Source organism: Arcobacter aquimarinus (assembly GCF_013177635.1).
GTDB lineage: Bacteria > Campylobacterota > Campylobacteria > Campylobacterales > Arcobacteraceae > Aliarcobacter > Aliarcobacter aquimarinus.
The window spans coordinates 693434-707963 of record NZ_CP030944.1; the positions used below are offsets into that span (position 1 = coordinate 693434).

The following is a 14530-nucleotide window of genomic DNA, read 5'->3' on the forward strand; positions in this document are numbered from 1 at the left end:
TAGTTTTAGAGAAATTAATTTATAAATATAAAGAGGTATTTAAAATGAAAAAAGTTGCTTTTATATTCCCTGGTCAAGGTAGTCAAACTATAGGAATGGGTAAGGATTTTTTTGAAAATAGTGATATAGCTAAAGATATGATTTCAAAAGCAAGTGATAGATTAGGTATAGATTTTCAAAAACTATTATTTGAAGAAAATGATAATATAGGAAAAACAGAGTTTACACAGCCTGCAATTTTATTAGTTAGTTCAATTGCAAATGCAATCTTCAAAAATAAATGTAATATTGAGCCAGAATTTGTTTTAGGTCACTCTTTAGGTGAGTTTTCAGCTCTTGTTGCTGCTGGTGCAATTGATTATTTAGATGCTATAGAATTAGTTCATAAAAGAGGTTTGTTTATGACTGAGGCTTGTGCTGGTGGAAATGCTGGTATGATGGCACTAGTTGGAATAGATGATGCAACTGTTGAAAAAGTGTGTGCTGAACAAAGAGAACTTGGTAAAAAAGTATGGCCAGCAAATTACAATATGGATGGACAACTTGTTCTTGCAGGTATTAAAGCAGATTTAGAATCTTTAGTTGATGTATTTAAAGGTGCAGGTGCTAAAAGAGCTATTGTTTTAGATATGTCAGTTGCTTCTCATTGTGAATTATTAAAAAGTGCAGTTGAAAATTTAAAACCATATTTACAAGAATTCTTAAAAGATGAATTTTTACCTGTAATTTCAAATGTTAGTACAGAAGCTTATAGAACAAAAGAGGAAGCTGTTGATTTATTAGCTGCTCAACTCACAAGTCCTGTTAAATATAAACAATCAATTAAGGCTTGTGAAGATAAAGTTGATTTATTTATAGAATTTGGAAATGGAATAGTTTTAAAAGGTTTAAATAAAAAAATCACAGAAAAACCAACTCTGAATGTTTCTGATATGAAAACATTAGAAGCTGTTTTAGGTGAATTAAATGATTAAATTAGCAATTATGGGAGCTATGGAAGAGGAAATCGAACCTCTTTTAGCTCATTTTGAAAATATCAATGTAGTTGAATTTGCAGATAATAAATATTATGAAGTAAAATATAATGGTTTAGAAATTGTAATTGCTTATTCAAAAATCGGAAAAGTATTTGCAAGTTTAACAGCTGCAACAATGATAGAAAAATTTGGTTGTGATACACTTTTATTTTCGGGAGTTGCAGGTGGAATAAATCCTGAACTTAAAATTGGTGATTTAATTATTGCAGATAAATTATGCCAACATGATTTAGATATTACAGCATTTGGTCATCCAAATGGATATGTTCCAGGTGGAAAAGTTTTTGTTGAAACTACAAAAAGCTTAAGAGAAATAGCAATTAAAGTTGCAAATGAAAATAATCTTAAAGTAATTGTTGGAACAATTGCAACTGGTGATCAGTTTGTTCATTCAACTGAAAGAAAAGATTTTATTCAATCTACTTTTAAAGCAGATGCTTTAGAGATGGAAGGTGCAAGTGTTGCTGTTGTTTGTGATGCTTTAAATGTTCCATTTTTTATATTAAGAGCTATCTCTGATACTGCTGATATGGATGCAGGGTTTGATTTTGATGAATTTTTAAAATCAAGCGCTAAAAATTCTGCTGATTATTTAATTAAAATTGTAAAAGAACTTATTAAATAACTTATTGAAAATAAAATTGAAATATATTTCAATTTTATTTTTATTGTATATTTTTTCTCATTAAAAACCCACTTTTATAACTCTTGTAGATGTTAAAGTTTTCATATATATATAAGGAGACAAGATGTTTGCAGAGATTAATACATTTCTAAACGACTTGATTTGGGGAAATATTTTGATTTATTTACTTCCAATTCTTGGAATATTTTTTACAGTTAGTTCTAGATTTGTGCAATTTAGATATTTTTTTAGAATGTTTAATATTTTAAGAGAAAGTGTGCATGATAAACAAGGACATGTTAGTTCATTTCAAGCTTTAATGCTTAGTGTTGCTGGTCGTGTGGGTGGTGGAAATATTGCTGGTGTTGCTGTTGCTATTACACTTGGAGGAGCAGGAGCTGTTTTTTGGATGTGGATAATTGCTCTTGTGGGAATGGCTACAAGTTTTTTTGAGTGTTCATTAGCACAACTTTATAAAGAAAAAGATGGGATTGACTCATGTGTGTATAGAGGTGGACCTGCTTATTATGCTACAAAAGCCTTAAAACAAAAATGGCTTGGTATTGTAATTTCTGTATTACTTTTGATTACTTTTGGATTTGCATTTAATGCAACACAATCTTTTATTATTTCAACTTCTTTTGAAGCTTCATTCAATTTACCAACTTGGATTAGTGGAACTATTATAACAATTGTTTTTGGAATTACTATTTTTGGTGGAATAAAAAGAATTGCTAAAATGTCTGAAGTTATTGTACCTATTATGGCATTGGGATATTTACTTATAGCTTTGGTTGTTATTGTTTTAAATATAGATGAAATTCCAGGTTTGATTATGATGATTATAACTGAAGCATTTAATCCAAGTTCTGCAATTGGTGGTGGAATTGGTGCTGTTATTATTCAAGGTGCAAAAAGGGGAATGTTTTCAAATGAAGCAGGACTTGGAAGTGCACCAAATGTTGCAGCTGTTGCTTATGTAGCACATCCTGTTCAACAAGGAATAGTACAATCTTTTTCAGTATTTATTGATACAATAATTTTATGTTCTTGTACAGCATTTATTATTCTTTTATCAGGAGTTTATACTCCAGGTGTTGAGGGTGTTCAAGGAATTTTATTAACTCAAAATGCCTTAATTGAGCATATTGGTTCATTCGGCGGATATTTTGTTACAGTTGCTTTATTTTTATTTGGCTTTTCTTCAATGATTTATAATTATTATTTAGCTGAAAATAGTTTGAATTTTTTTACTAAAGGAAACGTAACAGCTTTTAATATTTTTAGAATTCTTTGTATTTTACTTGTTATTTGGGGTTCATTCCAAGATTTACGTTCTATTTTTGCATTTGCTGATTTATCTATGGGATTATTAGCAATTATAAATTTAATAGTAATTACAATTTTGTACAAACCAGTATTACAATTAATCAAAGGTTATGAAAGACAACTAAAAGAGGGGAAAACACCTGTTTTAAGATATAACGACTATACAGAATTTAATATTGATAAAGAAACATGGAAAGAGATTGTTGATAATATCAATGATAAAAAAACTAAAGAGTAAGAATTATTCTTACTCTTTAAGCACTATTTTGACATTATATAAGCTTAAGATTATTATAAGAGGTTTATATGTTTAATAAAGAAGGAATTCCATTTTTTACAATTATTATCCCTTTTTTTACTATAATATTTGTCTCTTTTATGGCAACTTCTTATTATTTAAAACTTTCAGAAGAGTCTTTTCAAAAAGATATTATAGAAGCAAAAAAAATTTATCAAGAAGCAAATAAAAATGAAGAACAACTAAATACTTTTATTGAGAAAAAAATAGAAATAAAAACTGAGCAAGATGATTTATTTAAAGATTTTATGTTTGCACTTACTCTTGTTGTGATTGTATTTATGGTACTTTTTACTTTTTTAATGATTTCTATTATAAAAGATGTTATTAAAAAATATAAAAAACAAGTTGAATATAGAGAAAATGAATTAAAAGCTTTAAATGAAAATCTTTTTATAAAAGTAAAACAAGGAATAGAAGAAGCAAAACAAAAAGATAGAAAAATTCTAGAACAAGCAAAACTTGCAAGAATTGGTTCTATGATTAGTATGATTGCACATCAATGGAAACAACCACTTAGTCAATTATCTGGAATTTTAATGGAACTTGAGACTACTACAAGATTTAAAAAAGTTGATGAAAAATATATTTTAAATGCTATTGAAAAAAGTGATAAAATGATAGAATTTATGTCAAATACAATAGATGATTTTAGAAATTTTTATAAACCAGATAAGAAAAAAGAAGATTTTTTAGTTTCAAATGCATGTAAAAAAGCAATAAATATTATAGATGCAACTTTAGAAAACTTAGGAATAGAATTATCTTTGAATATAAAAGAAGATAAAAGTATTTATGGTTATCCAACTGAATTTGCACAAGTTATATTAAATATTATCAGTAACGCAAAAGATGTGTTAGTTGAGAAAAATATTAAAAATCCAAAAATAGGATTAAATATTGAATCAAAAGGCGTATTATCAATAATAACTATAAAAGATAATGCAGGTGGAATAGGGGAAAAAAATTTAGAACTGATTTTTGACCCTTATTATAGTACTAAAGATTCATCAAAAGGAACAGGTCTTGGACTTTATATTTCTAAATTAATAATTGAGCGAAATATGGGAGGAGAATTGAGTGTTTATAATGATGAAGAGGGTGCAGTTTTTAAAATCGTTATAGCAGGATAAAAAATGAAGCTAGAATTAATTGAAGAGTTAAAAAATATCTCTATTTTGTGTGTAGAAGATGAGTTTGGAATTAGACAAACTATTGTTAATACTTTAAAGTATTATTTCAAAGATGTTTATGAAGCAAGTGATGGAATGGAAGGATTTGAGTTATATGAATATTATAAACCTAAAATTATAATAACAGATATTGAAATGAGAAATGGAAATGGTGTTGAATTAGTAAAAAAAATAAGAGAAAATGATTTTGAAACAATGATTATTATGCTTACAGCTTATTCAACAGAAGAGTATTTAATGGATTTAATAAATTTAAATGTCAATCATTATATTTTAAAACCTTTAAATCTAAAAAAATTATCTCAAGCTTTGGAAAAATATCTTTTAAAATCTTCGAAACCAATAGTTTTAGCTGATGAATTATTTTTAGATTTACAAAAAAGAGAATTGATTTATAAAAACAGTGAAATTATACCTTTGAGAAAAAGAGAAAAGGATTTTTTATATTTACTCTATGAAAAGAAAGGTGCCATTTTAAAGTATGAAGAGATAGAATTTGAACTTTGGAATGATAAAGAGATGACAACCCATGCACTAAAATCATTTATAAAAGAATTAAGAAGCAAATTGCCTATTAATGTAATCAAAAACATACCTCAAGAAGGGTATACTTTACAAAAATAATAAAAGACACTTTTTAGATACTTTTATTTATTAACATTTTAAAATTTATTAATCATAAGGATTTCTATGGAAAAGCAATATAGAATTGAAAAAGATTTTTTAGGTGAAAAAGAGATTGAAACAAGTAAGTATTATGGAATTCAAACATTAAGAGCAAAAGAGAATTTTGATATTACAAAAACTAGTTTATCTTTATTTCCAAATTTTATAAAATCCCTTGCAAAAGTTAAAAAAGCTTGTGCTTTAACTAACTATGAATTAGGCGATTTAACTGATATTCAAAAAGATGCAATAATTCAAGCTTGTAATGAAATAATTGATGGAAAATTTAGAGACCAATTTATAGTTGACCCTATTCAAGGGGGAGCTGGAACTTCGACTAATATGAATGCAAATGAAGTAATAGCAAATCGTGCTTTAGAAATTCTTGGAAAACCAAAAAGTTCTTATGACATTATTCATCCAAATAATCATATTAATATGAGTCAATCAACAAATGATGTTTATCCTACAGCTATAAAATTAACTTTACATGAATTGATTTATCGATTAAAAGATAGTTTGAGATTTTTAAGGGATTGTTTTGAAGAAAAAGCTATAGAGTTTAAAGATATTCTAAAAATGGGAAGAACACAGCTTCAAGATGCTGTTCCTATGACTTTAGGACAAGAGTTTAAAACTTTTGCAGTAATGATAGATGAAGATATTTTTAGATTAAGAGATTGTCAAGCACTTTTAAAAGAGGTAAATTTAGGTGCAACTGCAATTGGTACGGGGATTAATACAAAATCAGCATATCAAAGAAAAGTAATCTCAAACTTAAGAGAAGTTACAGGAATTGATTATGTAAGTGCTGGAGATTTAATAGAAGCGACTCAAGATACAGGAGCATTTGTACATATTTCTGGAATTTTAAAACGAGTTGCAATTAAAATCTCAAAAATTTGTAATGATTTAAGATTGTTAAGTTCAGGACCAAGGGCTGGATTTAATGAAATAAATCTTCCAGCACTTCAACCTGGAAGTTCTATAATGCCTGGAAAAGTAAATCCAGTTATTCCAGAAGTTGTAAATCAAGTAGCCTTTGAAGTGATTGGTGCTGATACTACAATTTCAATAGCAAGTGAACATGGACAACTTCAGTTAAATGTATTTGAACCTTTGATTGCTTATAAACTTTTTACTTCAATAAACATCATGAGAAGAGCATTTTACTCTTTGGGTGAAAAGTGCGTAAAAGGAATCACTGCAAATGAAGAGGTTTGTATGAATAATATTTTAAATTCTGTAACACTTGTAACTTGTTTAAATCCAATTTTAGGTTATGAAAAAAGTTCAGCAATTGCAAAAGAAGCATTGAAAACAAATAAAAGAGTTTATGACATCATATTAGAACAAGAGTTATTTACAAAAGAGGAACTTGATGAATTGTTACAACCAAAAAATATGGTTCACAATTATGACAAAGGAATTATTCAGTGAAGATAACAGTTATAAATACAGGTGGGACTTTTAATAAAAGATATAATCCTTTAAAAGGAGAGTTAGAAGTTCCTAAAGATAATATTGCTTTAGATGAGATAATAGAAAGTTGTTTTAATATTGATTTTGAAATTAAAAATATAATTTCAAAAGATAGTTTAGAAATCACAAATGAAGATAGAGAGTTTTTATATGAAACTATAAAAGATAGTTCAAATGAAAATATTATTATAGTTCATGGAACAGATACTGTTGATATAACTTCAAGGTTTTTAGATGATAAAAAATTAAATAAAAAAATAGTATTAACAGGTGCAATGGTGCCTATGAGTATAAAAAAAGTCGAAGCAACTTTGAATTTTGCTCAAGCAATAGGATTTTTGAATGCACAAATAGAAAATGGAGTTTATATCTCTATGCATGGTTGTGTGATAAATCATGAAAAACTTTCAAAAAATAGAGAAATAGGTCAATTTTTAGTTTCAAATTAATTTTTTTATTTAAAAGTAACATAACATCTTTTTAGATAAAATGCCCAAAATTAATATTATTAGGATTTTATATGGCAATTTACACATGTGGTCACACAACTCCTGATTCAGACTCAATCTGTTCAGCGATTTCATTAGCATATTTATTAAATAAAATTGGTCGAGAAGCAATTCCAGCAAGACAAGGTCCTGTAAGCCCAGAGACACAATTTATTTTAGATAGATTTGGTTTTGAAGCACCAGAACTTAAAACAGAATTTGCTGGTTGTGAATTATTTATAACTGATTATTCAGATAGAGGTCAAGCTCCTGCTGATTTAGATAAAGCTACAGTTGTAGGTATTGTTGATCATCATAAATTAGGTGATATTACAACTTCAACTCCTTTAGAGTGTTGGATTAGACCTGTTGGTTGTACAAACACGATTGTAAAAGAAATGTATGATTATCATAAAGTTGAAATTCCTGCGAATATAGCTGGAATTATGTTATGTGCTATTTTATCAGATACTGTAATCTTTAAATCGCCAACTTGTACAGAAGTTGATATTAAAACTGTTAGGGAATTAGCTCAAATTGCTGGTGTAGAAGATTTTGGAGCATTAGGAATGGAAATGTTCAAAGTTAAATCAGCAGTTGAAGGTGTTCCTGTTAGGGATTTAATTTTAAGAGATTATAAGCCATTTGATATGCATGGAACAAAAGTAGGTATTGGACAACTTGAAGTTATTGATTTAGCTATTTTTGATAGTGTAAAAGATGAGTTACAAGCTGACTTAGAAAAACTAAGAATTGAAAATAACTTACATACTACTTGTTTGATTTTAACAGATATTATGAAAGAGGGAAGTGAAGTTTTAGTATCTTCTGTTGATGCATCTATTTTTGAAAAAGCATTTAACTGTAAACTTGTAGATGGAAAAGTTTGGTTAGATGGTTGTTTATCAAGAAAAAAACAAATTATTCCTTTCTTAGAACCTGCATTCGCTTAAATCTTACTGTAAATACAAAGCCTCTTAGGCTTTGTATATTTTTTCAAATATTATTTTTTACTAAGTCAAACAAAATAAAAAAAGTAGTATCCTAGAATTAATGAAATTTTTTTTTAAAAGGATATAAAATGAAACATGAATTAATGACTTTACCTTATTTTATGGACGCATTAGAGCCACTTATGTCAAAAGAGACTTTAGAGTTTCATTATGGAAAACATCACCAAACTTATGTAAATAATTTAAATAATTTAATTGTTGGAACAAAATTTGAGGATTTATCTCTATTTGAAATCATTTTAGAATCAGATGGTGGAATTTTTAATAACTCTGCACAAGTTTATAATCACGACTTTTTTTGGAATGGATTAACTCCAACTCAAGGTGAAATTCCTGCAATTGTTGAAGCATCTTTAACAAAAACTTTTGGTTCGGTTGAGAAATTTAAAGAAGAGTTTACAGCAAAAGCTGTTGGACATTTTGGTTCAGGTTGGGCTTGGTTAGTTCAAGATGAAAATCAGGATTTAAAAATTGTAACAACATCAAATGCACAAACTCCAATAACAGACAATCTAAAACCAATTTTAGTATGTGATGTGTGGGAACATGCTTATTATATAGATGTAAGAAATGCAAGACCTAAGTTTTTAGAAAACTTTTGGAAACTTGTAAATTGGGATTTTGTAGCTAAAAACCTAGGATAAAAAAAGTATGGATTTTCCATACTTTTTTCAGATATCTTTAAAAGTCAAAAACTAAACTTCATAAAATTAGGATATCTAGAAGATATCGAAGATTGTATAAAGATAGATTTACACGAAAAACTTATAATCACTGCAATAAAAAAATAAACATTTATTATTTCTTCGTTACAATTTACGAAAATTTAAAATATTAGAAAAATAATATATAAAAGCAAAGAATTTGATTTTAGGATAGAGTTAAGATTATGATTATAGAAGCAAAAGAAAATGAATATAAAATTCTTACTGAAATCTGGGAAGATTCAGTAAGAGCTACACATACTTTTTTAGAAGAAACAAATATAAACTTCTTTCGACCAAAAATTTTAAATGAATATTTATATGCAGTTAAATTATATGTTTATAAAGATGAGTTTGGAAATATTTTAGGTTTTATTGGAATTGATGAAAATAAGGTCGAGATGCTTTTTATAAAATCAAAATATTTTAAAAAAGGTATTGGGAAAAAACTTTTAGAATATGTTATAAAAAATCATAATATCAATGAATTAGATGTAAATGAACAAAATCCAAATGCAGTAAATTTTTATAAATATTTAGGCTTTGAAGTTATAAATCGAAGTGAAAAAGATGGTTTTGGAAAACCTTTTCCTCTTTTACATATGAAACTAAATATATGAAATCAGATATCTTTAAAAATCCAAAATTAGACTTTATAGAGTTACGATATGTAGAAGATATCGAAGATTGTGTAAAGATGCATTTACACGAAGAACTTACAATCACTGCAATAAAAAAAGGTTCATTAACTCTTATTTTTAATGACACTTCAATAACAGTAAAACCAAATGAAATAGCTATCATAAATAGTCAAATTCCCCATAGTGCAACAACAAATGAAAAATCAAAAGATGGTTATATTTTGTATTTGAAAAAAGATTATTTAAAGAATTTAGATTTTAATTTTTCATCTGCTTTTGAACTAATCAAAAATAAAAATATCTATAAAAGTTTTATAAAACTATGTGATTGTTTACTTGATATTAAAATCTCTTTGATAGAAAAAGAAGAGAATCTTTATCTATTTTGTCTTGCATTTTTCTCTTTTGAACAAACAGAACAAAACTATAAAGAAGAATCAATTTTAGCAATGAATATAAAAAAATATTTAGATGAAAATTATCTTGAAGAGTTTATCTTAGATGAGTTAGCTTTGAAGTTTGATTTAACAGTTGTTCATCTAATAAGAGTATTTAAAAAAGAGTTTGGACTTCCAATTCATTCATATATTTTAAACAAAAAAGTACATCTTGCAAAAGAGTTATTATCTTCAAATATCTCTATTTCACAAATAGCACAAAATAGTGGTTTTTTTGACCAAAGTCACTTAAATAGAAGTTTTAAAAGAATCTTTCAAATTACACCAAAAGAGTATCAAAAAAATATTTTTTCAAAATGTTAATTTTGTACAAGATTTTATTTTTTGTAAAAGTTATAATTTGCAAAATTTAAAAAGGAGTTTATCATGGATGTAAATATTATAAAACAAATTATCTCTTTTTCTCTCCTCTGCCTCAAAACTTTCTAATACTTAAAACATAAAAAAATAAATCAAAAAATAAAAATCATAACGGAGTAAACCATGAGTTTCAAAAAATATCAACAATATCCTATTGTGCAAAATTTTAAAAGAGAGTGGGCAGATAAAACTATAACTCACGCGCCAATTTATTGTAGTGTAGATTTAAGAGATGGAAATCAAGCTTTGATAAATCCTTTAACAGTTGAGCAAAAATTGGAGTATTTTAAAACTTTAGTAAAAATGGGCTTTAAACAAATAGAAGTTAGTTATCCAAGTGCTAGTGATACAGATTTTAACTTTACTAGAAAATTAATCGAAGAGAATTTAGTGCCTGATGATGTGGCTATTCAGATTTTAATTCCTGCAAAAAAAGAGTGGATTAAAAAAAGTGTAGAAGCTATGAAAGATGTAAAAAATGGAATTTTTCATTTATACAATCCAACAAATGAGTTTCAAAGAAGAGTTGTTTTTCAAAAAAGTGATGATGAGATAATTCAAATGGCTATTGAAGCTATGCAATATTTAGTTGAACTAACAAAGGATTTTAAAGGAAAGGTAACTTATCAATATTCACCAGAAAGTTTTTCTCAAACTACTTTAGAGTTTGCTGTAAAAATTTGTAATGAAGTTATAAATGTGGTAAAACCAACAAAAGAAAATAAGATGATAATAAATTTACCAAATACTCTTGAAGCTTGTACAGCGAATGTTTATGCAGATAGAATAGAGTGGATGTGTAAAAATTTACACAATCGAGAAGCTTTGATAATCAGTGTTCATCCACACAATGATAGAGGAACTTCTGTGGCAAGTGCTGAGTTAGCTGTACTTGCAGGGGCAGATAAGGTTGAAGGAACATTGTTTGGAAATGGTGAAAGAGCAGGGAACTTAGACATAATAAATTTTGCTTTTAATATCTATTCACAAGGAATTGACCCAAAACTTGATTTATCAATAATTGATGAGGTAAAAGATATGTATGAAGAAAAAACACAACTTTTTGTACATCCAAGACATCCATTTATTGGTGATATGATATTTACTGCTTTTAGTGGTGGACATCAAGATGCTATCAAAAAAGGAATAGATTTTTATAGACAAACAAATAGCCAAAGTTGGAATGTACCATATTTGCCAATCGACCCAAAAGATATAAAAAGAGGGTATGAAAAAGTAATACGTGTAAACTCTCAATCGGGAAAAGGTGGAACTAGTTTTATAATAAGTGAATTTTTAGGTGTAAATATGAACAAAGATGAAGCTATAAAATTTGGTTTAGTTATAAAAGAAGAATCTGATAAATTAAAAAGAGAGTTAGAAAAAGAAGAAATAATCGAACTATATAAAAAGTTAAATAGTTAAAAGTAAGTTTTAAAACTTACTTTTAATTTTATCTATATTCGATTTTTCCTTGACTTGCAAGTAATGCGCCACATAATTGGTATAAAACACGTGAGCCAACATTTGCATCCCAACCATCAGCACTATCGCCAACTTCACAAAGGTCAAATCCTATGATATTTTTTCCAGCTTTTACAATCATAAAAATAAGATGTTCAAGTTCTCCATATCTCAATCCCCCAGGAACTGGAGTTCCTGTATTTGGACAGTTTAAAGGCTCTAAACCATCAATGTCTATTGATAAATAAACATTTTGTGGAAGTTGATTTATATAAGGAGCAAAAACCTCTTCAAGTGATTTTCCACTAGCAAGTTCTGATTGCATTAAAGTATCATATAAACAGGCACCTTTTGAACCATAGTTAATCATTCTAGTTGCTTCTTCATTACTATAATCTCTAATTCCAATTTGAATTAAGTTTGAAACATTTTGACATTCATTCATCACATTGTAAAAAATTGAAGCGTGAGAGTAAGTAAAACCTTCATAAGCTTCTCTTAAATCGTGGTGAGCATCAACGTGTAAGATTCCAAATGATTCAGTTTGAGTGTCATTTAAAGCTTTGATAAGTCCTAGAGGTGATGAGTGATCTCCTCCAACAACTGCTACAAATTTCCCTTTTTTTATTTGTTCCATTGATTTTTCATAAACTGAAGAGTTTAACGTAGCTGATGCTTCATTTACATATTTTAATGCTTTTTCATTTATGTCACCATTTTCAAGTGCATCAATAACTTTTAAAGCTTTTTTTCTTGCTTTGTTACTAAGCTTATGTAAACTTTTGTCAGTTTCAAGCATAGCAATACCAGCAGTATATGGCTTGATATAATGAAAGTTTTCAACATCTAGTTGATGGCTTGAAGTTCGTATAGCATCAGGAGCATTTGCAGTTCCCTCTCCAAAAGAAACAGTCGCTTCCCAAGGAACAGGAATCAAAACTAAACTAGCTTCTTCTGGGTCTAATCTTCCACCAATAAATCCATCACCTTCTTGTGGAGGTAATCCTAATTCTAATACTTTTATTTCTTCTTCTAAAGTTCTGTAAGACATAATATTTCCTAATATTTTTTTTAATTATAAAATAATTTTGGAAATAGTTAAGTTAATTTGTAGTTTTTACTCTATTTATTATAAGTTTTACTTGTCATGATAGTAATTTTATGAAAATCTTTTTAAGAGACATTATGATAATCTTTATCAAAAAACTTTAGGTAAATAAATGCTTAGATATTATAATGAACTTTTATATTTTGCCCAAAAACAAGTGGGAGATAAAGAAAAAGCAAAAGATATAATCCAAGAAACTTATAGCAAAGTTCTTGAAATTAAAGATAAATATGAGATAAGTAATGAACGAGCCTATCTGTATAAAATAGTAAAAAATATAGTGATAAAAGAAGCTTTAGAAAATCAAAAAATTGAGAGTACAGAATATGAAGAAAATTCTCATATCTCACCAACTTATGAACAACCAGAAGAAGTATTAATAATAGAAGATCAAGAGAAGATTTTTATGCAAATATTAGAAGAACTTTCTCCTAGGGCTAAACAAGCTTTTATTTTATTTACGATTGATGGTTATAGTAGAAAAGAGATAGCTGAGATTTTGAATATAACATCAAATGCAGTTGAAAAGCTCATAAAAAGAGCAACTATAAAAATAGAAGAAGAATTAGCAAAGAGAGGATTTTAAATGAATAGTGAAATTAAAATCAAAGAAGAAGCTATATATTGGATAGCATGTGAAAAAGAGGGATTTGATAAAAATCAAAAAATTGAGTTTGAAAACTGGATAAGAGAAGAACTTCATCAAAAAATATATAATCGTATGAAATTTGTACATCAAATGGCAAAATCATTATCAAAAGAAAATAAAGAAAATCTTAGTGATAATGTGCATTTTGAGATAAGAAAAGAGAGATTTTCAAAAAAAATAAGATATTTTTCAAGTGCAGCAGCTGTTTTATTTGTACTCTGTTTTTCAGCTTTTAAAATCTATGATAATAATTTTAAAGTTCAGTTCTCACAATCTTTGATGACTGATAAAAGAAGTTTAAAAGAGAAGCTTCCTGATGGTTCTACTATTTTTGTTGATGCAAAAACAGCTTTGGATATAGAGTTTTTCAATGGAAAAAGAGAAGTAACTTTGAAAGAAGGAAGAGTTATGTTTGAAGTTGCAAAGGATAAAAATAGAGTATTTATCATAAAAAGTAATGATATAAATATAGAAGTAGTTGGAACAAAATTTGAAGTAATACATAAAAAAGATAATACAACTATAAATGTGGAAGAGGGGATTGTAAAAACATATTTTACAAAATACTTTTTTGATAAACAAAATGAAAAATTGCTTACAAAAGAAAATAGCATAACATATTTAAATGAACAAGGCAATATTACAAACCAAGAAAATATAAATCCAAATAAGATAGCTCTTTGGCGAGAAAATAAAATAGTTTTAGACAAAACAACTCTAAAAGAAGCATTGGAAGAGTTTTCAAAATATAGTGATATAAATATCTCTTTTTTATCAAAAGAGCTTGAAACTTACTATATAACAGGTGAATTTTCTTCAACTCAACTTGATATATTTTTGAAAACAATCACAAAAATATATCCTATCAAAGTAGATAAAAAAGCTGATGAGATAAGTATTTCAAAGAAATTTTAAATTTTCTTTGAAATTTATGTCCGTTTTTTTTATAAAATTTACTCTTATGTAATTAAGAATGATTATTAAAATTGTTTTAGAATACACAAGGAGAAAATTT

The 14530-nt window shown here is 27.2% G+C and carries 15 protein-coding genes; 14 read left to right on the forward strand and 1 reads right to left on the reverse strand.

What is annotated here, in order from left to right; translation table 11 throughout:
* Positions 1-44: 44 nt before the first annotated feature.
* The 12 genes from fabD (at position 45) to AAQM_RS03525 (ending at position 11719) form a co-directional block, all read left to right on the forward strand.
* Positions 45-974 (forward strand): ACP S-malonyltransferase, encoded by a 930-nt coding sequence (fabD, locus tag AAQM_RS03470; RefSeq protein ID WP_129094826.1) that lies wholly within the window; start codon positions 45-47, stop codon positions 972-974.
* The gene (locus AAQM_RS03475; RefSeq protein WP_129094825.1) at positions 967-1662 is read left to right on the forward strand and encodes a 5'-methylthioadenosine/adenosylhomocysteine nucleosidase; all 696 of its coding nucleotides are present in this window, start codon (positions 967-969) and stop codon (positions 1660-1662) included. The genes fabD and AAQM_RS03475 overlap by 8 nt, the downstream gene beginning before the upstream one ends.
* Before the next feature lie 124 nt (positions 1663-1786).
* Positions 1787-3229, forward strand: coding sequence for an alanine/glycine:cation symporter family protein (locus AAQM_RS03480; RefSeq protein WP_129094824.1), 1443 nt, complete (start codon positions 1787-1789; stop codon positions 3227-3229).
* A 68-nt stretch (positions 3230-3297) separates the two neighbouring features.
* A complete protein-coding gene (locus tag AAQM_RS03485) occupies positions 3298-4422 on the forward strand; it encodes a sensor histidine kinase (protein ID WP_171920647.1) in 1125 nt (374 codons plus the stop codon).
* Between the two features lie 3 nt (positions 4423-4425).
* Entirely contained in the window at positions 4426-5106 is a 681-nt protein-coding gene (locus AAQM_RS03490) for a response regulator transcription factor (RefSeq protein WP_129094822.1), read from the forward strand.
* A 66-nt stretch (positions 5107-5172) separates the two neighbouring features.
* Positions 5173-6588: an aspartate ammonia-lyase gene (gene aspA, locus AAQM_RS03495; RefSeq protein ID WP_129094821.1), complete on the forward strand. Its 1416-nt coding sequence runs from the start codon at positions 5173-5175 to the stop codon at positions 6586-6588.
* Complete coding sequence (locus tag AAQM_RS03500) at positions 6585-7079, forward strand: asparaginase domain-containing protein (protein ID WP_129094820.1); 495 nt, start codon at positions 6585-6587, stop codon at positions 7077-7079. Before aspA ends, AAQM_RS03500 begins: the two co-directional genes overlap by 4 nt.
* A gap of 71 nt (positions 7080-7150) precedes the next feature.
* Positions 7151-8071, forward strand: a complete 921-nt coding sequence (locus tag AAQM_RS03505; RefSeq protein ID WP_129094819.1) for a manganese-dependent inorganic pyrophosphatase — start codon at positions 7151-7153, stop codon at positions 8069-8071.
* A 128-nt stretch (positions 8072-8199) separates the two neighbouring features.
* Positions 8200-8775 carry a superoxide dismutase gene (locus AAQM_RS03510; protein ID WP_129094818.1) on the forward strand — a complete coding sequence of 192 codons (576 nt, stop codon included), beginning with the start codon at positions 8200-8202 and terminating at the stop codon, positions 8773-8775.
* 245 nt (positions 8776-9020) lie between these two features.
* Positions 9021-9455 (forward strand): GNAT family N-acetyltransferase, encoded by a 435-nt coding sequence (locus AAQM_RS03515; RefSeq protein WP_129094817.1) that lies wholly within the window; start codon positions 9021-9023, stop codon positions 9453-9455.
* Positions 9452-10237: an AraC family transcriptional regulator gene (locus AAQM_RS03520; RefSeq protein WP_129094816.1), complete on the forward strand. Its 786-nt coding sequence runs from the start codon at positions 9452-9454 to the stop codon at positions 10235-10237. The genes AAQM_RS03515 and AAQM_RS03520 overlap by 4 nt, the downstream gene beginning before the upstream one ends.
* 180 nt (positions 10238-10417) lie before the next feature.
* The gene (locus AAQM_RS03525) at positions 10418-11719 is read left to right on the forward strand and encodes a 2-isopropylmalate synthase (protein ID WP_129094815.1); all 1302 of its coding nucleotides are present in this window, start codon (positions 10418-10420) and stop codon (positions 11717-11719) included.
* Between the two features lie 28 nt (positions 11720-11747).
* On the opposite strand, the gene AAQM_RS03530 is transcribed toward AAQM_RS03525, so the two are convergent.
* Positions 11748-12809 (reverse strand): agmatinase family protein, encoded by a 1062-nt coding sequence (locus AAQM_RS03530; RefSeq protein WP_129094814.1) that lies wholly within the window; start codon positions 12807-12809, stop codon positions 11748-11750.
* Positions 12810-12978: 169 nt separating this feature from the next.
* Here AAQM_RS03530 and AAQM_RS03535 point away from each other — a divergent pair, with 169 nt between their 5' ends.
* Together AAQM_RS03535 and AAQM_RS03540 are read left to right on the forward strand one after the other, a co-directional pair.
* A complete protein-coding gene (locus AAQM_RS03535; protein ID WP_129094813.1) occupies positions 12979-13452 on the forward strand; it encodes an RNA polymerase sigma factor in 474 nt (157 codons plus the stop codon).
* The gene (locus AAQM_RS03540) at positions 13453-14430 is read left to right on the forward strand and encodes a FecR family protein (protein ID WP_129094812.1); all 978 of its coding nucleotides are present in this window, start codon (positions 13453-13455) and stop codon (positions 14428-14430) included.
* Positions 14431-14530 lie beyond the last annotated feature (100 nt).

Excerpts from the sequence above, each read along its gene's own strand:
- fabD (WP_129094826.1), top strand. The coding sequence starts at position 45 with ATGAAAAAAGTTGCTTTTATATTCCCTGGTCAAGGTAGTCAAACTATA.
- AAQM_RS03475 (WP_129094825.1), top strand. The coding sequence starts at position 967 with ATGATTAAATTAGCAATTATGGGAGCTATGGAAGAGGAAATCGAACCT.
- AAQM_RS03480 (WP_129094824.1), top strand. The coding sequence starts at position 1,787 with ATGTTTGCAGAGATTAATACATTTCTAAACGACTTGATTTGGGGAAAT.
- AAQM_RS03485 (WP_171920647.1), top strand. The coding sequence starts at position 3,298 with ATGTTTAATAAAGAAGGAATTCCATTTTTTACAATTATTATCCCTTTT.
- AAQM_RS03490 (WP_129094822.1), top strand. The coding sequence starts at position 4,426 with ATGAAGCTAGAATTAATTGAAGAGTTAAAAAATATCTCTATTTTGTGT.
- aspA (WP_129094821.1), top strand. The coding sequence starts at position 5,173 with ATGGAAAAGCAATATAGAATTGAAAAAGATTTTTTAGGTGAAAAAGAG.
- AAQM_RS03505 (WP_129094819.1), top strand. The coding sequence starts at position 7,151 with ATGGCAATTTACACATGTGGTCACACAACTCCTGATTCAGACTCAATC.
- AAQM_RS03510 (WP_129094818.1), top strand. The coding sequence starts at position 8,200 with ATGAAACATGAATTAATGACTTTACCTTATTTTATGGACGCATTAGAG.
- AAQM_RS03515 (WP_129094817.1), top strand. The coding sequence starts at position 9,021 with ATGATTATAGAAGCAAAAGAAAATGAATATAAAATTCTTACTGAAATC.
- AAQM_RS03520 (WP_129094816.1), top strand. The coding sequence starts at position 9,452 with ATGAAATCAGATATCTTTAAAAATCCAAAATTAGACTTTATAGAGTTA.
- AAQM_RS03525 (WP_129094815.1), top strand. The coding sequence starts at position 10,418 with ATGAGTTTCAAAAAATATCAACAATATCCTATTGTGCAAAATTTTAAA.
- AAQM_RS03530 (WP_129094814.1), bottom strand. The coding sequence starts at position 12,809 with ATGTCTTACAGAACTTTAGAAGAAGAAATAAAAGTATTAGAATTAGGA.
- AAQM_RS03535 (WP_129094813.1), top strand. The coding sequence starts at position 12,979 with ATGCTTAGATATTATAATGAACTTTTATATTTTGCCCAAAAACAAGTG.
- AAQM_RS03540 (WP_129094812.1), top strand. The coding sequence starts at position 13,453 with ATGAATAGTGAAATTAAAATCAAAGAAGAAGCTATATATTGGATAGCA.